Source organism: Phytobacter sp. RSE-02 (assembly GCF_040578655.1).
Lineage (GTDB): Bacteria > Pseudomonadota > Gammaproteobacteria > Enterobacterales > Enterobacteriaceae > Phytobacter > Phytobacter diazotrophicus.
The window spans coordinates 62,038-80,176 of record NZ_JBEULY010000015.1 but is presented as its reverse complement, the minus strand read 5'-3'; the positions used below and the strand labels follow the sequence as shown (position 1 = coordinate 80,176).

Sequence of the window (18,139 nt, the reverse complement as noted above, 5' to 3'; positions counted from 1 at the left end):
TCCTGCGTTAAAGCCTGATGCCAAATAGCGTCTGCACGTTTTGATTCGTCACGTCGCTAAGCCATTGGGCATCTTCACCGCGCAACTGAGCGACACAGGCCAGAATATGCCCCAGATGCGAGGGTTCGTTACGTCTTGATGCCGGTTTCGGCGACAAATCACGTGGCAGCAAATACGGCGCATCGGTTTCTACAAACAGACGGTCTGCGGGGATATGCGGCAACACGTCGCGCAGTTCCAGTCCACGCCGTTCATCACACACCCAGCCGGTAATACCCAGATAGATACCCCGTGCCAGACACGCCTGCGCTTCGTCTAATGTGCCGGTGAAACAGTGCAGCACCGCACCGGGCAACCGGGGAAGCCAGGGATCCAGTAGCGCCAGAAAACGGTCATGGGCATCGCGACAGTGTAAAAAAACGGGCATACCACGTTCTGCCGCCAGCGCCAGTTGCGCGGAAAAAGCCCGCTCCTGCTCTTCGGGGGTCGAGAAATTACGGTTGAAATCGAGCCCGCACTCGCCAATTGCCACCACCTCAGGCTGGGCGGTGAGCTGGCGGAGGGCATCTGCCGTATCCTGCGTCCAGCTACTGCTGTCATGTGGGTGTACGCCGGCGGTGGACCAGCAGCGTGGGTAGTGTTTTGCCAGTTGTTGCGCCTGCTGACTTTCATGCAGATTGGTGCCGGTCAGCAGCATGCCGCTGACACCCGCCGCCTGCGCGCGCGCCACCACATCATCACGATCTTTGGCAAACTGGGAACTGGTGAGATTCACACCGATATCAAACATACAGCGCTCCAGACAACAACCGCCCTGACGGGCGGCTGGATTTACTCTTCTGTCGTGGTTTCTTCTTCGTCTTCGTCAACCTGACGACGTTTGCCGGTGTAGAAGCGCGCGAAAAAGACGCCCACCTCAAACAGACAGTACATGGGTATGGCCAGCAACGTCTGGGAGAAAACATCCGGCGGCGTCAGCAACATGCCCACCACAAATGCCCCTACCAGCACATAGGGTCGCTTCTGGCGCAACGATTGCGGCGTTGTTATACCCATCCAGCACAGCAGCACGATGGCGACAGGCACCTCAAACGCGACGCCAAAGGCCATAAACAGCCCCATGACGAAATTCAAATAGCTGGCAATATCGGTCGAGACAAGCACGCCTTCCGGCGCCGTATGCGTCAGGAAGCCAAACGCCAGCGGGAACACCACAAAGTAGGCGAATGCCATACCGATATAGAACAGCAGCGAACTGGAAACCAGCAGCGGGATGATCAGACGGCGCTCATGTTTGTAGAGCGCCGGTGCCACAAACGCCCACACCTGATAAAGAATGACCGGTGCCGAGAGAATCAGCGACACCATGAAGGTCAATTTGATCGGCGTGAAAAAAGGTGACGCCACATCGGTTGCGATCATCGTCGCACCCAGCGGCATCTGTTTAATCAAGGGCGCTGAAACTATCTGATAGATGTCATTGGCAAAATAAACCAGCGCCAGAAAGATCACGATAACGGCAATAATGCAGTTTAACAGGCGCTTACGTAGCTCAATCAAATGCGTGATGAGCGGTTGAGTATCATCGACAGCCATGTTCAGGATTTATCACTTGAAGAAGGGGTCGCCTCAGAAGCCGTTTTCGCTTCTGCGGCCTGAGTTACGGTTTTTTTCGCCTCCGGCGCATCCTGAATGTCAGGAGCCTGCTCCGGTGCGCTGGCCTGCGCTTCTGCCGTTGCCGGAGTGACGCCTTCGTGCTGCGCTTCGTTACCTTTCACCACCGGGTTATGGATAGTGTGCGCTTCATCGCTGGCCTTTTCCGGATCGTTGGCGGTATAAGAACGTTTCATCGACTCGGCTGCCTGGCGCAACTCATCCATTGATGCCTTTAATTCCGGCGTCAGGTTGTCCAGGCTGGCTTTCTCAACTTTCTTGAGGCTGTCCTGAAACTCTTGCAGCTTAAGCTCCTGAGTCAGCTCATTTTGCACCGTCGTCGCCAGCGAGCGCAGCGCGCGGATCCAGCCCACAATCGTACGCACCGCAACGGGTAAACGCTGCGGCCCCAGTACCACAAGGCCGATGACGAAGACTAATAGCAGTTCGCTAAAACCAATATCAAACACGAATTACACCTGTTCTTTGTCGTGACGCTTTTCGTCTTTCTTCACGTCCTCTTGCTTATCAGCAAGAGATTTAGCAGTGAAATCCGCATCCTCTGCAGATTTGTCTTTGTCTTGCTTGTCATCATCGCTCATGGCCTTTTTAAAGCCTTTGATCGATGCACCCAAATCGGAACCGATAGAACCGAGTTTTTTCGTTCCAAACAGCAGCACGACGATAACCGCAACAATCAACAACTGCCAAATACTGATACCACCCATACATAGTCCTCTGTAGGAGATGATGAAAACAAGCCACAGTATACGTTACCGTGCCTCCCAGGGGCGATGTTAAAATCAGCGAGTTTTGCGCCAACCGACAATCCAGGTTAATAAACCGATAGCCATTAACCATCCGGGGGCGAAACCCCATTCCGGGCGATTAATCAGCAACAGGGTTCCACTCAACATCAGCGTCGCGCCGATGCCAAACAGATAACGGGATTGCCCCTGACGCACATGGTTGGTCTGCAACTCGCTGGCGATCCTATCAACGCTATGCTGCAATTGCTTACCCTGCCGCAAGCTGTTGTACACCAGTTCAGGAAGCTCTGGCATTTTCTCGATCCAGAAGGGCCCTTTCTCTTTCACCGCTTTCAACAGCGCCGGTATACCCACCTGATCTTTAATCCACGACTCCAGGAATGGCTTCGCCGTTTTCCATAGATCCAGTTGTGGATAAAGTTGACGTCCCACCCCCTCAATATAAAGCAGGGTTTTCTGCAGCAGCACCAGTTGCGGCTGGACTTCCATATTGAAACGGCGTGCGGTGTTAAACAGGTTCAGCAGCACATGGCCAAACGATATTTCCGCCAGCGGCTTTTCAAAAATCGGTTCGCACACGGTACGAATAGCAAATTCGAAATCTTCAACGTTCGTATCCGGCGGCACCCAGCCGGAATCGACATGCAGCTCAGCCACCTTACGGTAATCGCGGTTGAAGAAGGCGATAAAGTTTTCCGCAAGATAACGCTTATCTTCTTTGTTCAACGACCCGACGATACCGCAGTCGATACCGATATACTGGGGGTTTTCCGGGTGTTCAAAGCTGACGAAAATATTGCCAGGATGCATATCTGCATGGAAGAAACTGTCGCGGAAAACCTGGGTGAAGAACACCTGAACACCGCGCTCAGCCAACAATTTCAGGTTGGTCCCGTTTTTCTCCAGTGTCGCCACATCGGAGACCGGAATGCCGTAGATGCGCTCCATCACCATCATGTTCTGGCTACAGTAGTCCGGATACACTTCGGGAATATAGAGCATCGGGCTGTTTTCGAAGTTACGTCGCAGCTGGATAGCGTTCGCCGACTCACGGAGTAAATCGAGTTCGTCGATCAACGTTTTTTCGTACTCGCGCACCACTTCTTGCGGACGCAGACGACGCCCGTCCGGCAGCAAGCGCGGCACCCAGCCAGCCAGACGGTAAATGAGTTTTAAGTCTGCTTTGATGATCGGCAGAATGTCCGGGCGGATGACTTTAATGACCACCTCTTTGCCGTTCTCTTTCAACCGCGCGGTATGTACCTGGGCAATGGAAGCGGAGGCCAGCGGCTCAATCTCGAAATCATCAAACCACGCCTCAACGGGCAGACCGCCCATCGCTTTTTCAATCTGCTGTTTGGCCAGTACGCCATCGAAAGGGGCCACTCTGTCCTGCAACATAGCCAGTTGATCGGCGATATGCGGCGGAAAGAGATCGCGTCGGGTAGAGAGCATTTGCCCGAATTTAATCCATACCGGACCTAACTCCTGTAACGCCAGGCGTAAGCGTACCCCAAGTGCTTTCTCTTTATGCCGATTGGGCATCCAGAATAGCGTGCGTCGCCAGAGTCGCAGCGGCAACGTAATACGCATGACGGGGATAAGCTCATCAAGGCCGTAACTCAAAAAGGTCTGGATGATGAAATAGAGGCGCCGAATTTCTCCTGGCGTCATTTGCCCTCCAGTTTATCCAGGCGTTTGCTGAATGCGTCCACTGCGCGTTCTACTGCGGCGGTTTCTTCCGCAAACCAGGCCACTTCCAGTGCCCCAGGCGCCAGACGCCACTCTTCGGTAAGCACTTCTGCCACATAGTTCTGCTGGCGCTCAAAGCCGTGGCGTACCAGAAACGCACCGTTACGCAGTGCTTTGCCAATCCCCTCAGCAGCCACATCGCCGGTATAAGGGGCCAGCAGTTCCGCAACATCGAATTCGGCCAGATCCATCAGCGCAACAAGATTTTGCACCACCTGAATATCGCCCTGGACTTCCAGTTCGCCCGAGCGAATCAGCGCAGTCAACTGCTGTCTGTCACGCAGCTTAGGCAAAACGCGAAGCTGGGTAATCACCGTACAATCCGCCTCGCCTTCCCACTCGCCCAGCACATCGACCTGGCGTTCACTAAAGGCCAGCACCAGTGGCGAAGCAAATTCTTTTAGCGCAATGCGCAACACTTTTCCCTGCAACCGCTGCCGGGCAGGTTTAAGCGCCCGCTCGCGATAGAAAAAGGTATTCAGCACACGCTCAACACCCGCAGTCACCAGTGGCTTAAAAGGCATGTGAACTCCTGTCAGAACTTGTAGCCACGATGCAGCGCAACAATGCCTGCGGTCATGTTGTAGTAATCGACGTTTTCAAATCCTGCGCTCTGCATCATCGCTTTCAGGGTTTCCTGATCCGGATGCATACGGATGGATTCCGCCAGATAGCGGTAGCTTTCCGCATCGCTGGCTACCAGTTGCCCAATGCGCGGCAGCACATGGAAAGAGTAGGCGTCATACACCTTGCTCAGCGGTTCAATAATCGGTTTGGAAAATTCCAGCACCAGCAGGCGTCCACCGGGTTTAAGCACGCGGTACATAGAACGCAGGGCGCTCTCTTTTTCGGTGACATTACGCAGACCAAAAGAGATGGTGATGCAGTCAAACGTGTTATCCGGGAACGGCAGCGCTTCGGCATTCGCCTGGACATATTCAACGTTGCCGATAATGCCGATATTGCGCAGTTTTTCGCGGCCCATTTTGAGCATGGACTCGTTAATGTCTGCCAACACTACCTGACCTGTTTCGCCGACCAGACGAGAGAATTTAGCCGTCAGGTCGCCGGTTCCCCCGGCCAAATCGAGAACTTTTTGCCCGCGACGCACGCCGCTACAGTCGATCGTAAAACGTTTCCACAAACGGTGGATGCCCATCGACATTAAGTCGTTCATGACATCGTATTTTGCAGCAACCGAGTGGAACACGTGTGCCACCATCTCGGCTTTCTGATCTTTGGCGACGGTCTGAAAACCAAAGTGCGTCGTCTCTTTTGAATCTTCCGCCATCTTAGTGCCTGCTATTGAAGAAAATGTTCGTGAAGTGTAACAGATTGGGCGAGATTGCCCTACGTTTCAACCCTCCGCTGAACAGTTCATTAAGGGTGTGTTCTATAAGCAGCGGATACGAATCGGTTGTTTTTATTGTGAACCGCAAGCGTGGCAGGTGGGCAAAATACGGATTAATCCCGCCCTGGGAAACAGCAGATAAGCAAAAGGCCGGACATGCCGGCCTTCATACAGAAGGAAATAATTACAGCAGACGGCGCGCGGCTTCCACCACGATTTTCACCGCATGGCTTTCCGTTTGCTTCATGGTCTCAGCGTTTGGAATTTCCTGCTGGGTACGGTTGACGATAACACCCGCCACCATCCCGGCACGCAGCCCCTGGCTTGAGCACATGGTCAGCAAGGTTGCGGATTCCATTTCGTAGTTCATTACGCCCATGGACTGCCACTCTTCCATAGAACCTTTGAAACGGCTCACCACGCGGCCGGAGAAGGTGTCATAACGCTCCTGGCCCGGGTAGAAGGTGTCGGAAGAGGCGGTCACACCGATATGGGTGGTTGCCCCCACTTCTTTCGCCGCAGCCACCAGCGCGGTGGTGCACTCGAAGTCAGCCACAGCCGGATATTCCATCGGCGCAAAATGCAGGCTTGCACCGTCCAAACGGACGGACGCGGTGGTGACCAGTACATCACCAACATTGATATTAGGCTGAATAGCGCCTGTCGTACCGACGCGCAGGAAAGTGCGGATACCCAGTTGGGCCAGCTCTTCTACAGCGATAGAGGTTGACGGGCCACCGATACCGGTGGAGCAGACGATGACAGCTTTGCCATCCAGTTCAGCGCGCCAGGAGGTGAACTCGCGGTGAGATGCCAGCTTAACCGGCTTATCCATCAGCGCGGCGATCTTTTCCACACGCTCTGGATCGCCAGGGACGATGGCAAGCGTAGCCCCTTGTAAATCGTTCTTGGTGAGGCCGAGATGAAAAACATCAGACTTGGACATAAAAACTCCTCTGTGATCAGGGTTAGTCAGAAGAAGCAAAACGGTACTTTACAGAAGGTATGCACGCAATTTCGTGACTGAGATCTCCATGATGTAATTTGTTTGCATAACATTTCCATAAAACAGTGATATCAATCACATTAACACATTCAGCCGTCTCGCCCTGCTCCAAAGATAGCCTTTTTCGCGCAGGATGATTTGCGCTCTGTCGGACTATAGTTAGTGGAGCGCTAAATAAAGGGTATGGAGAACGCCATGACAACCAAAACATTACCGGGCTTCGCACCGGCGGCATCACCTCACGCTTCAACCACACTGCACACCCCGGAAGACGCCATCATCGCTGGCGAAACCACGATCCCAAGCCAGGGCGATAGCATGCCTGCGTACCATGCGCGGCCTAAAAATGCCTCCGATCCCCTGCCCGTGGTGCTGGTGATTCAGGAAATCTTCGGCGTACATGAGCATATTCGCGACCTGTGCCGCCGCCTTGCGCTCGAAGGGTATCTGGCCGTCGCCCCTGAACTCTATTTTCGTCAGGGTGACCCGAATGATTTCGCGGATATTCAGACCCTTTTTGATGGGCTGGTCATGAAGGTGCCCGATGCGCAGGTGCTGGCCGACCTCGATCATGTTGCCAACTGGGCGGCACGTAATGGCGGTGATGCTCATCGACTGCTGGCGACCGGTTTTTGCTGGGGAGGAAGGATTACCTGGCTGTACGCGGCCCATAACCCGCAATTGAAAGCAGCGGTCGCCTGGTATGGGAAACTGGTGGGACAAAAATCACTGAATTCACCGAAGCATCCGGTGGATATCGCCACCGACCTCAATGCGCCGGTCCTCGGTCTGTATGGCGCGCAGGATACGGGGATCCCGCTGGAGACTGTCGAGACCATGCGTCAGGCGTTACGCGCCGCCAACGCGCACGCCGAGATCGTGGTTTATCCTGACGCCGGGCACGCATTTAACGCCGATTATCGTCCCAGCTACCATGAAGAATCAGCCAAAGATAGCTGGCGCCGGATGCTGGACTGGTTCGCCCAGTACGGTGGTGTATCACGCTAATACGGCCTATGCAGAGCGACGCAGGACGGTATGATCTGTGTCGCTCGCAACACGTGCCTGGCTCTCGTGCCGCTTAATCACGTTCCGCCAGTGGGACTATCTGCCACTCTTGTGGCGTTTCGCCAGGCGAGATCCACATCGGCACCGCGTTCCCCACGCGATCGCCATAAGGCGTGCCGAAGGCGTGGTAGCGGATCACACGGTAAACGCCAGAATGCGCCACAATTAACGGCGTATCGTATTGTTCCAGCAGGCTGTTAAGCGCATCTGTGACGCGGGTGCAAAACGTCTCCCAACTTTCACCGCCAGGCGGCGTACTTTCATACGGCGTTAACTCTGCCAGCGGACGGTTTTCCAGCTCGCCCCAGTCGCGCTCACATAAATCCGGCATAACCACATGGGCCGCACCAGGCAGCGCCAGTTCGAGGGTGCGTTGGGCCCGCCTGAGCGAACTTACCGCCACACCATTCCAGTCATAACGGCCCAGAATGGGTGCAGCGGAACGTGCCTGCTGCTCCCCTTCGTCGGTCAGCGGCACATCCGTACTCCCGCCAATCACTTTATCGCGGTTAAGCGGCGTCTCGCCGTGACGAACAAAAACAAAGGGTTTGCATATCAGTGGCATAGATCCACCCCCAACATATTCTGTGTAACGATGTGGCATTCAGGTGCGAACTGCCAGTCCTGGATGTCCTCTACATGAGTAAACATCGGCACCAGCTTGCTGCACTTTAGCATCGACACCAACAACATTAAGGTTTTGAGAGTTGGATGCACATTCCAGCGGCAAAAATCCACTTCTCCAGCCAGCCACTGTTGATGGTTAAGGCGATTCATATGACCCGTAAACAGGGTACGATGGTGGAAATCTTTGCGTCGGCGCAGTTCGCCCGCCACCCCACTTTGCCCATCAGGATCTGCGGCCAGAATCAGCGATGACTGGGCGGAAAACGCCGGAAGGGTGCGCAAAAGCTGCTGTAAATCTGCCGCCACATCCTCGCGCAAACTGCCGTCATTATGCGCGGCCATTTGCCTGAGCACCTCCTGACAGGGCGCATCAAGCGCGATATCGGTACGTCCCTCACGCGCCAGTAGCAGCGTCAGTTCCACCGCCCTGCCCGACGGCGGTACCGGACACAGCACCGGATGCGTCAGACGAGCACGCAATTTATCCCACTGCTGGCGTTGTGAAACGTTATAGAGCCCATACGACGCATCCACCAGCGCAATCTGCGCAGGCGGCGGTGCATCAAAGCGAAACAGCGCCGATTCCATGCTGATATCGCCGCTGTAAAACAGGCCGCCGGCCACATTAAGATGAAACCACACCCCGCCCCAGGCGTGTCCGCAACTGCCCGTCGTCACCGTAATGTCGCCCAACTGGAATTGTCCACGTACCGCAATCGGGTGAACGTTGTGCCCTGCGGGTAATGATTGTGCGGTGGTCTGCGTACAATAGACCGGGATGTGCGGCGCAAGACGATGCAAACCGCCAATATGATCGACATGATCATGGCTAAGCAGGATCGCATCGATCTTTTCCGGCACTGGCCAGAGTTCTGTATGCGGATCCAGCGCACCGCCTGCGTCCAGCAAAATACGTTGCCGGGGCGTGGAAACCAGAATCGCTGCGGGGGCTTTATGTCCCGCCCCACTGATAATCTCAATTTGTACCGTCACGCCGCCTCCAGGCACCATCCTTGTAACAGGCGCACACCTGCGCTCTGCTGTTCACGCAATGGCAAATGGTGGAAGGCGCTTAACCGCTGCCCATCCGGTAGACGCAGTTCCAGCAGGTAGCGTTCTCCCTGGAAAATGCAGCTTTCCACCGTTGCCTGCAACCCGCTATCACTCACCATGACATGCTCCGGGCGAACTAACACCTGCTGGCGCGGCTGTGTATTGTCGGGGGCAAGACCGTCATGCAATTGCGCGCTATCCAGTTGTGCTTGCGGATACTGGGTTGCCAGCGACAGAATGCTGCCTTTACCGATAAACCCCGCCACCCAGGCATTTTGTGGATGCTGATATAGCGTCTGCGGCGCCCCCCACTGCATTAATTCTCCCTGATGCATCACCGCAATGTGGCTGGCCAGCGCCATCGCCTCGGCCTGATCGTGGGTAACATAGACAAAAGTCGCGCCGGTACGGCGGTGAAACTCGCGAAACGTCTGCTCCATGGTGGCGCGCAGATGACGGTCGAGGTTCGCCAGCGGTTCATCGAGCAACACCACTTCCGGCTCCGACACCAGGCAACGGGCCAGCGCCACGCGTTGACGTTGACCGCCGCTAAGCTCCTGCGGCGAGCGCCCGGCATAAGCGCCCAGTTCCACCACATCGAGCGCTTCCATCACCCGCTTCTGGCGCGCAGCGCCATTCACTTTGCGCAATTTCAGCGGATAACCCACGTTTTCCGCCACTGTCATATGCGGCCAGAGGGCATAAGACTGGAATACCATCCCCATATCGCGGGTTTCCGGCGGCATATGCACCCGCGAGTCCGCCAGCAGGCGATCCCCCAGCAACAAACGCCCGGAAGAGAGGTGCTCAAGCCCGGCAAGAATACGCAGCGTGGTGGTTTTGCCACAGCCGCTCGGCCCCAGCAGTGCGGTGAAGGCCCCTTCGGGAATGGTCAGACTCAGATCCCGCACCACGGCCTGTTCTCCAAACACCTTGTTCAGCCGTTCCAGTATTAGCTCTGCCACGGGATAACTCCTTTGGGTAAATACTTGCCGAGACTGCTCAGCAATAACATGACGCAGGCCACCAGCCCCACGACTAACACGGAGATCGCCGAGGCCAGCACCTTGTTGCCGCTTTCGTCGAGATTAAAAATCACCACCCCGAGCGTCTCTTTACCGGCACTCCACAACAGCGCGGAAACGGTCAGCTCGTTGACGGCGGTCAGAAAGACCAGCAGCGCCCCGGCAAATGCGGCAGGGGCCAGCAGCGGCAACACAATATGACGCAAACGCTGCGAGAAATTCGCCCCGGCCAGACTGGCCGCCTCTTCCATCGCCGGGTCAAGCTGCAACATGCTGTTATGCACCGGCTTTAGGCAGACCGTCAGAAAACGGGCAAGATAAGCGAGGAAAATGATGGTCAGCGTCCCACTCAGACTGATACCCACCAGCGGCAGCGGACGGGCAAACAGCAAAATAAAGGCAATCGCCAGCACCACGCCCGGCAGGGTGTAGGGAATATCGATGACGCTATATAACCACCGTAGCGGACGGCTGGGATAGCGCACCAGTAGCCACGCCAGTGGCAGACACAGCAACATCAGAACCAGCGAGGCGCTCACGGAGAGCGAGATACTGTTAGTGAGTGCTCGCCAGGTAGCGCTCTGGTTATCAAACATCGCTCGCCAGGCGGCAAAGGTCAGGGTATCGGCATTCAGCGGCACACCCAGCGTGGGTACCAGCGACGTTGCAATCAGCGCCAGCAGAGGCGCCAGCAGGATGGCGCACAACACCATTCCCAGCAGCACTTCGGTCGCCAGTCGCCATTTACCTAACTGAAAACTGAGCGCCCGCCCGGCCATCCCGATAAGCGGCAGCGCGTGACGACGCTGCATATATCCCTGCAAGGTCACGATACCAATGGCGAGCACGCCCATCAGCACAGACAGCGCCGCGACGTCGTTTAACATCGACGGACCAAAGCTGGAGAGCGTCTGGTAAATCTGAATCGGCAGCACGAAATAGGAAATGGGTATCCCGAGCATGGCGGGAATGCCGAAGTTACCCAGCGCGGAGACAAATGCAATCGCCGCACCGGCCCACAGCGCGGTGCGGCACAGCGGCAATACGATATCGATAAACACCCGCCACAACGAGGCGCCATTCAGCCGCGCGGCTTCAATTTGCTCTTTTGGCAGACACTGTAGCTGCGTGCGCAGGGCCAGAAAGACCAGCGGCGCATGCTGGATCCCCAGCAATAGCGCGATGCCTTCCGGCGAGTAAAGGGGATTGGTACTGCCAAACCCCGGCGCGAGCCCAATACTGTTGAGCAAAATGCTGCTGGGGCCAAACAATTGTAACCAACTCAGGGCGGTGACCTGCGGGGGGATCATCATTGGCAGCATGAACAGGAAGACCCAAATCTGCTTGCCACGAATATTGGTCAGGGCCAGGCAAAAGGCGAAAAAACTGCCCAACAGCAGCGACAGCACCGTGCCTAACCCGCTGGTATACAGGCTATTGTAGAGCGCAACCCAGGTGGCTTCATTGCTCAACACGCGCCACAGGCTACTGTTGCTACCTTGCTGCCAGTCAAAGAGGGCGGAAATAAGCAGTCGCAGGCTGGGCAGCAGACTCAGCAAGGCGATCAGCGCGAGTAATAGCCACAGCAGCCCTTTCGGCGGGCTGCTGGCGGTAGATTGGTGCAGTGTCATGTCCGTCATGACTTAGCGGTTTCCGAACAGATCGGCAAAACGCTTTTTGTTTGCTTCGGTATCAGCCAGCGCTTTTGCCGGGTCGTATGGCATCAGTTTAATGGTGTCACGCGCCGGGAAGCCCTGAGGTACTGGTAAGCTGGCGTCCGCCGTCAGGTAGCCCTGTTTGAGAACCAGCTTCTGCCCGTCTGCGGAGAGGACAAAATCGATGAAGGCTTTCGCGTCCTCAGGGTTTTTCGCCCCTTTCATCATGGCGACCGGTTCGGTCACGATGCTAACGCCCTCTTTCGGGAAAACGAACTCAATCGGCGCGCCTTTGGCTTTTTCACGGATCGCCATGTAATCCACCAGTACGCCGTAGGCTTTGCTGCCAGAGGTGATGGCGCTCATCACGCCGCCATTACCACTCTGCGGCATCGCGCCGTTCTCTTTCAGTTTCTCGTAATACGGCCAGCCGAGCTGCGGGTCATTCATTAACGTCGCCATATGAATCTGCGCGGCGCCGGAATAGAGCGGGCTTGGCAAGGTGGTCATATTTTTCAGTTCAGGCTTGAGCAGATCCTGCCAGGATTCCGGCTTCACCGGGGCTTTGCTGTGGTACGCAATGCCGGTAGTGATAAGTTTCGTGCCGTAGTAGTAGCCATCTTTATCATAGAGTTGAGCATCGTAGCGGCTGGCCTGCGGTGATTTGTAGGCCGCCAGCAGGTTTTGCTGTTTCAGGGACTCCATCGACACACTGTCGGCGATGAGTAAGACATCCGGGCTGGCGCCACCGGCTGAAATTTCAGCCTGCAGGCGGGCAATCAGCTTGGCGGTTCCATCGCGAATCCATTTTACTTCGACATCCGGGTGCGCCTGCTCAAACGCGCTCACCGTCATTTGCGCATCTTCGGTTGGCTGGCTGGTGTAGAGCGTCAGAGTGGATTTCGCGAAAGCGGTACCACTCATGAAAGCCAGCAATGCCGCTGCCAGCGCAATTTTCTTACTCATGTTTTCGTCCCCCTGGTTTTCGTTGTGACGATTAAAACAAGGGAATCTGACAGAAATATGACCCGTTTTTTTCGTAGTAATAATTTCATATTCGCGGGCTAGCATGAGCGCAAATTCCCTCTGCCGGACGCAAATATGACTCCAGAAGCACGTCGCAGCGCGATTGTCGCCATCGTGACAGAGCACGGTGAGAGTAGCATTGAACAACTGGCGCACTATTTCGGCGTCTCGCTGCAAACAGTGCGCAGCGATTTGCGCGAACTCACCGCGCAAGGGCTGTTATTGCGCCGTCATGGCATGGTCGCCCCTTTCGCACGCGAAAATATTGGTTATCAACAGCGCGAGATCGTCAACGTCATCGGTAAGCGCTGGATTGGCGAACGGGTCGCGCAGTTGCTCAGCGAGGCGCAAAGCTGCTTTCTCGGCACCGGCACCACCGTGGAAATGGTAGCGCGCGCCCTGCCGGACGATATCCGTCTGGCGGTGTGTACCAATAATCTGCACGCCGCCACGCCGCTAAGTCTGCTTCCTGGCTGCGAACTGACCGTCGCGGGTGGTCGCGTGCGTAAGCGCGATCTGGATGTGATTGGCAGTGACGCCCTGACCTTCTTTCGCCGTTATCGTGTCGATATCGGGGTGGTGTCCGTTGGCGGAATTGGCGAAGAGGGCGAGCTGTACGATTTCAACGATGAAGAGGTAGTGGCACGTCAGGCGCTGGTCGCCAGTGCGGAAGTCAATGTTCTGGTGGTTGATAGCACCAAGTTTGGCCGCCGGGCGATGTGCCGCAACGGTGATATCGGCGATTTCCATTATGTGGTGAGCGACAGAGCCCCCACCGGCCCCCAGCGCGATCTGCTGGCACAGCGCCGCACGCAGTGGCTGTGTCGGGAAGAGGGATAGCGCACCGCCCTAACGGACGGTGCTGATCATTAAGCCTGACGCAGGTTCTGCGCGGCTTTCACCATATTTGCCAGGGCGCTTCGGGTTTCCGGCCAGCCGCGGGTTTTCAGGCCGCAGTCCGGGTTCACCCACAGGCGCTCTGCCGGGATACGCTGGGCGGCTTTTGCCAGCAGCGCTTCAATCCACTCCACGCTCGGTACGTTCGGCGAGTGAATGTCATACACGCCCGGTCCGATTTCGTTCGGGTATTCAAACTCTTCGAACGACTCCAGCAATTCCATATCCGAGCGCGAGGTCTCAATGGTGATCACGTCTGCGTCCAGGGCGGCAATAGAGTCCATGATGTCGTTAAACTCGCAATAACACATGTGGGTGTGAATCTGGGTTTCATCCCTCGCCACGGCCGCATTAATGCGAAAAGCTTCCACGCCCCACTCCAGATACGCATCCCAGTCGCGGCGGCGCAGCGGCAGACCTTCACGCAGGGCCGGCTCGTCAATCTGGATGATGCCGATACCGGCGGCTTCCAGATCTGCGACTTCGTCACGCAGCGCCAGCGCAATTTGTTTGGCGATAGTTTCACGGCTCACATCTTCACGCGGGAAGGACCAGCACAGGATAGTCACCGGCCCCGTCAGCATCCCTTTTACCGGCTTACTGGTCAGGGACTGCGCATACTTCGCCCACTCAACGGTAATCGCTTCCGGGCGGCTGACATCGCCAATGACCACCGGCGGCTTCACGCAGCGGGAGCCGTAACTCTGCACCCAGCCGTTCTGCGTAAAGACAAAGCCGTCGAGATGCTCGCTAAAGTATTCCACCATGTCATTACGCTCGGCTTCACCGTGGACCAGCACGTCCAGCCCTAAACGCTCCTGCTCCACAATCGCCTGCCTGATGTGTTCAGCGATACCGATACGGTAGTTATTTGCGTCCAGATTGCCTTTTTTGAAGTCCAGTCGTAAACCACGGATCTCTGTGGTCTGCGGGAATGAACCGATGGTCGTCGTCGGCCATGCGGGCAGGTTAAAACGGGCGCGCTGTGCTTTGGCGCGGACTTCATAAGTGCTGGTGCGCTGGCTGTCTTCTGCGGTGATGGCCGCCAGACGCTGCGAAACGGCGGTATTGTGCACACGGGTTGAGTGGCGGCGCGCCTGAATCGGGGCGCTCCAGGCCTCAATTGCAGCGGTATTACCGCTGTTCAGCGCATCGCGCAGCAGCGCCAGTTCTTCACATTTTTGCAGGGCGAAGGCAAACCAGCTCTTCACTTCCGCATCCAGACGCGTCTCCACGCTCAAATCGATCGGGCTGTGCAGCAGGGAACATGAAGAGGCCACCCACAGCGGGCGCTTCCCTGCTACCCCTTTAATCTGTGCATATTTTGCGCTCAGATCGGCACGCCAGACGTTACGGCCATTCACCAGCCCTGCCGAGAGCAGCCAGTCAGCGGGCAGGCGCTTGTGCAATTCAGCAACGTCATCTTTACCGTGGACCAGGTCAACGTGCAGCCCCTGTACCGGCAGCGCGGTGAGGGTGTCTAGGTTCGGTGTTACGCCTTCAAAATAGGTGGTCAGCAGCAGTTTCACCTGGCCTGCGAGTGCGTCGTAAGCCGGTTTGAAAGCATCCAGCCAAACCTGGGGCAGCTCCAGTACCAGCGCAGGTTCGTCGATTTGTACCCACTCGATGCCGCGTTTCGCCAGTTCAGCCAGTACCTGTTTGTAGACCGGCAGAATGTCATTAAGCAGGCTCAGGCGGTCAAACTGCTCACCTTTCACTTTGCCCAGCCACAGGTACGTCACCGGCCCCAGCAGGACAGGTTTCACCTTGTGGCCCAGCGCCAGTGCTTCGTCCACTTCATCCAGCAACTGCGTCCAGGTCAGTTTGAACGGCTGGCCTTTGGTGAACTCCGGCACCATATAGTGATAGTTGGTGTTAAACCATTTGGTCATTTCTGCCGCTGCCGCGGGTTCGCCGGTCGGTGCGCGGCCACGGCCAATACGGAACAGGGTGTCGATATCAACGGAGCCGTCGCTGTTCTGATGACGAGCCGGGACGTTGCCGAGCATCAGGCTGGTGGTCAGAACATGGTCGTACCAGGCGAAATCCCCCACTGGCAGCAGGTCGATGCCCGCCGCTTTTTGCTGCTCCCAGTGACGCGCACGCAGTTCGCGCCCTGTCGCCAGCAATGCGTCACGGGATGAGTTACCCGCCCAGTAACTTTCTTGCGCTTTTTTCAGCTCGCGACGCAGGCCAACGCGAGGAAAACCGAGGGTGTGGTTAATAATTGTCATTTTTTGAGCCTCATAATTTCAATCCGAAAGATTTCGGATTTAGGGAAGGCGGCAAGCTTGCTCATCCCCAGGAGCTTACTGAGGTAAGTGACTGGGTTGAGGAAGTGCGGCCAACGCACCATAAATTCGAAAGATAAAGTATTTAGCCATCCAGATGTTTACACATCCATATTTGGCGGTTACTGTATATTCCTCAAGCGCAAATTTGTCATGCCGAAGTGAAGGACTTTCATGATCGAAATTAAACATCTGAAAACGCTACAAGCGTTACGGAACTGCGGATCGCTGGCTGCGGCAGCGGCGGCATTGCATCAGACGCAATCCGCACTTTCCCACCAGTTCAGCGATCTGGAACAGCGCCTTGGCTTTCGACTCTTTGTGCGCAAAAGCCAGCCTTTACGCTTTACGCCGCAGGGGGAAATCCTGCTGCAACTGGCCAATCAGGTGCTGCCGCAAATCAGTAGCGCACTGCAGGCCTGCAATGAACCACAGCAGACCCACCTGCGTATCGCGATTGAATGCCATAGCTGTATTCAGTGGCTGACGCCGGCGCTGGAAAGTTTTCGCACTCAATGGCCGCATGTAGAAATGGATTTTAAATCGGGCGTTACCTTCGACCCGCAGCCCGCGCTCCAGCAGGGCGAACTGGATCTGGTGATGACCTCGGACATTCTGCCGCGCAGTGGCTTGCACTATTCGCCGATGTTCGATTTTGAAGTACGGCTGGTGCTTTCACCGGAGAGTCCGCTGGCCTCACGCACACGGATCACCCCGGAAGATATCGCCACCGAGACACTGCTTATTTATCCGGTGCAGCGTAGCCGCCTGGATATCTGGCGCCATTTCCTGCAACCGGCAGGCATCAGCCCGCAGCTTAAAAGCGTGGACAATACGTTGCTGTTGATTCAGATGGTCGCGGCGCGGATGGGCATTGCCGCCCTGCCGCACTGGGTGGTGGAAAGTTTTGAACGCCAGGGTCTGGTGGTGACCAAAACCCTGGGTGAGGGATTATGGAGCCGGTTGTACGCTGCCGTGCGCGATGGCGAGCAGCGCCAGCCGGTCACCGAGGCATTTATTCGCTCAGCGCGGAACCACGCCTGCGACCATCTGCCGTTTGTGCGGAGCGCGGAGCGACCCAGCGCCGATGCACCCATAGTGAGGCCAGTATCACCGTCCCACCAATGATAAAACTCGGCCAGTGCGGCTGCTCCTGCCAGATGGCAAGGTTCACCAGCAGCCCGGCCGGGACATGCACATTGTTCATGATGCCAAGCGTACCGGCGTCCACCTGCGTCGCCCCGTAGTTCCACATAAAGTAACCCAGCCCGGACGCCACGACGCCCAGCCATACCAGGATGCCCCATTGCAGGTTGGTGGTCGGCAGTTTTTGCGGGTTACCCAACAGGAACCAGGCGATAACAGCAACGATAGCGGCGCCAAGATAGAACCAGGCAAACGCGTTGTGCTGTGGCATCGGGCGCGTTTCCATCAGGCGTTTATAACCCACCATACCAATCGCAAAACTGATATTGGCGAGTTGCACAAACATCAGGCCCGTCCAGAAGTGATCGCTGACTTTGTCGTAACGGATAATCGCTGCGCCAACCACCGCCAGTAGCGCACTCAGGGCGTAGCCCCACCGTAAACGACGTTTGCTGAGAAGATCATAAATCAGCGTGATGTAAAGTGGCGTCAGAACAGTGAATAACAGGAACTCCGATACGCTCAAATAGACATATGCACGGAAGCTGAACAGGTACATGATGCCAAGCTGCATCGCACCCACCAGCATGTAGAGCAGGATCGTTTTAAGCGTTTGTCCACGGGTGCGCAGGAACGGTAAGAAGACCAGAGCCGCCAGCCCCACGCGCATCAGCACTGAAAAATAGCTGTCGACGTGCCCGGCAAGGTATTCGCCAATCAGACTAAAGGAAAAGGCCCACAGGATCGTGGTGATGATGAGTAACGCCACAATGAATGTCTCTCAGAATAAGGAACACTCATTGTAGCGGAGTATCAGGT

At 56.1% G+C, this 18,139-nt stretch carries 18 protein-coding genes; 3 read left to right on the top strand and 15 right to left on the bottom strand.

Going from position 1 to position 18,139, the window contains the following annotated elements:
- Positions 1–7: 7 nt before the first annotated feature.
- The 8 genes from tatD to udp form a co-directional block, all read right to left on the bottom strand.
- Complete coding sequence (tatD, locus tag ABU190_RS22955) at positions 8–790, bottom strand: 3'-5' ssDNA/RNA exonuclease TatD (RefSeq protein WP_354692480.1); 783 nt, start codon at positions 788–790, stop codon at positions 8–10.
- 41 nt (positions 791–831) lie between these two features.
- Positions 832–1,596, bottom strand: coding sequence for a Sec-independent protein translocase subunit TatC (tatC, locus tag ABU190_RS22950; protein ID WP_039077062.1), 765 nt, complete (start codon positions 1,594–1,596; stop codon positions 832–834).
- Between the two features lie 2 nt (positions 1,597–1,598).
- Positions 1,599–2,123 (bottom strand): Sec-independent protein translocase protein TatB, encoded by a 525-nt coding sequence (gene tatB, locus ABU190_RS22945; RefSeq protein WP_110296385.1) that lies wholly within the window; start codon positions 2,121–2,123, stop codon positions 1,599–1,601.
- Between the two features lie 3 nt (positions 2,124–2,126).
- Positions 2,127–2,381 carry a Sec-independent protein translocase subunit TatA gene (tatA, locus tag ABU190_RS22940; RefSeq protein ID WP_039077060.1) on the bottom strand — a complete coding sequence of 85 codons (255 nt, stop codon included), beginning with the start codon at positions 2,379–2,381 and terminating at the stop codon, positions 2,127–2,129.
- Positions 2,382–2,456: 75 nt separating this feature from the next.
- The gene (gene ubiB, locus ABU190_RS22935; RefSeq protein WP_354692479.1) at positions 2,457–4,097 is read right to left on the bottom strand and encodes a ubiquinone biosynthesis regulatory protein kinase UbiB; all 1,641 of its coding nucleotides are present in this window, start codon (positions 4,095–4,097) and stop codon (positions 2,457–2,459) included.
- Positions 4,094–4,699, bottom strand: a complete 606-nt coding sequence (locus tag ABU190_RS22930; RefSeq protein ID WP_039077058.1) for an SCP2 domain-containing protein — start codon at positions 4,697–4,699, stop codon at positions 4,094–4,096. The genes ubiB and ABU190_RS22930 overlap by 4 nt, the downstream gene beginning before the upstream one ends.
- 11 nt (positions 4,700–4,710) lie before the next feature.
- Entirely contained in the window at positions 4,711–5,466 is a 756-nt protein-coding gene (gene ubiE, locus ABU190_RS22925) for a bifunctional demethylmenaquinone methyltransferase/2-methoxy-6-polyprenyl-1,4-benzoquinol methylase UbiE (RefSeq protein ID WP_039077057.1), read from the bottom strand.
- Positions 5,467–5,710: 244 nt separating this feature from the next.
- Positions 5,711–6,472: a uridine phosphorylase gene (gene udp / locus ABU190_RS22920; RefSeq protein WP_039077056.1), complete on the bottom strand. Its 762-nt coding sequence runs from the start codon at positions 6,470–6,472 to the stop codon at positions 5,711–5,713.
- Between the two features lie 255 nt (positions 6,473–6,727).
- On the opposite strand from udp, the gene ABU190_RS22915 reads away from it, so the two are divergent.
- Positions 6,728–7,540 carry a dienelactone hydrolase family protein gene (locus tag ABU190_RS22915; RefSeq protein ID WP_354692478.1) on the top strand — a complete coding sequence of 271 codons (813 nt, stop codon included), beginning with the start codon at positions 6,728–6,730 and terminating at the stop codon, positions 7,538–7,540.
- Between the two features lie 73 nt (positions 7,541–7,613).
- Here ABU190_RS22915 and ABU190_RS22910 read toward each other — a convergent pair whose 3' ends face one another.
- From ABU190_RS22910 to ABU190_RS22890, 5 genes are read right to left on the bottom strand one after another with little or no spacing between them, the layout of a single operon-like run.
- Positions 7,614–8,165, bottom strand: coding sequence for a histidine phosphatase family protein (locus ABU190_RS22910; protein WP_354692477.1), 552 nt, complete (start codon positions 8,163–8,165; stop codon positions 7,614–7,616).
- Positions 8,156–9,220: an MBL fold metallo-hydrolase gene (locus ABU190_RS22905; protein ID WP_354692476.1), complete on the bottom strand. Its 1,065-nt coding sequence runs from the start codon at positions 9,218–9,220 to the stop codon at positions 8,156–8,158. The genes ABU190_RS22910 and ABU190_RS22905 overlap by 10 nt, the downstream gene beginning before the upstream one ends.
- A complete protein-coding gene (locus ABU190_RS22900) occupies positions 9,217–10,245 on the bottom strand; it encodes an ABC transporter ATP-binding protein (protein WP_039077053.1) in 1,029 nt (342 codons plus the stop codon). Before ABU190_RS22900 ends, ABU190_RS22905 begins: the two co-directional genes overlap by 4 nt.
- Positions 10,233–11,936, bottom strand: a complete 1,704-nt coding sequence (locus ABU190_RS22895) for an iron ABC transporter permease (protein ID WP_317078073.1) — start codon at positions 11,934–11,936, stop codon at positions 10,233–10,235. Before ABU190_RS22895 ends, ABU190_RS22900 begins: the two co-directional genes overlap by 13 nt.
- A gap of 12 nt (positions 11,937–11,948) precedes the next feature.
- On the bottom strand, positions 11,949–12,926 hold the full coding sequence (locus ABU190_RS22890; protein WP_354692475.1) for an ABC transporter substrate-binding protein: 978 nt from the start codon (positions 12,924–12,926) through the stop codon (positions 11,949–11,951).
- Between the two features lie 135 nt (positions 12,927–13,061).
- On the opposite strand from ABU190_RS22890, the gene ABU190_RS22885 reads away from it, so the two are divergent.
- Complete coding sequence (locus tag ABU190_RS22885; RefSeq protein ID WP_271850804.1) at positions 13,062–13,826, top strand: DeoR/GlpR family DNA-binding transcription regulator; 765 nt, start codon at positions 13,062–13,064, stop codon at positions 13,824–13,826.
- A 29-nt stretch (positions 13,827–13,855) separates the two neighbouring features.
- Here ABU190_RS22885 and metE read toward each other — a convergent pair whose 3' ends face one another.
- On the bottom strand, positions 13,856–16,117 hold the full coding sequence (gene metE / locus ABU190_RS22880) for a 5-methyltetrahydropteroyltriglutamate--homocysteine S-methyltransferase (RefSeq protein WP_354692474.1): 2,262 nt from the start codon (positions 16,115–16,117) through the stop codon (positions 13,856–13,858).
- A gap of 231 nt (positions 16,118–16,348) precedes the next feature.
- Here metE and metR point away from each other — a divergent pair, with 231 nt between their 5' ends.
- Positions 16,349–17,302, top strand: a complete 954-nt coding sequence (gene metR, locus ABU190_RS22875) for an HTH-type transcriptional regulator MetR (protein ID WP_039077046.1) — start codon at positions 16,349–16,351, stop codon at positions 17,300–17,302.
- On the opposite strand, the gene ABU190_RS22870 is transcribed toward metR, so the two are convergent.
- Positions 17,190–18,089 carry a carboxylate/amino acid/amine transporter gene (locus ABU190_RS22870; RefSeq protein WP_039077045.1) on the bottom strand — a complete coding sequence of 300 codons (900 nt, stop codon included), beginning with the start codon at positions 18,087–18,089 and terminating at the stop codon, positions 17,190–17,192. The genes metR and ABU190_RS22870 overlap by 113 nt on opposite strands.
- Positions 18,090–18,139: the final 50 nt, after the last annotated feature.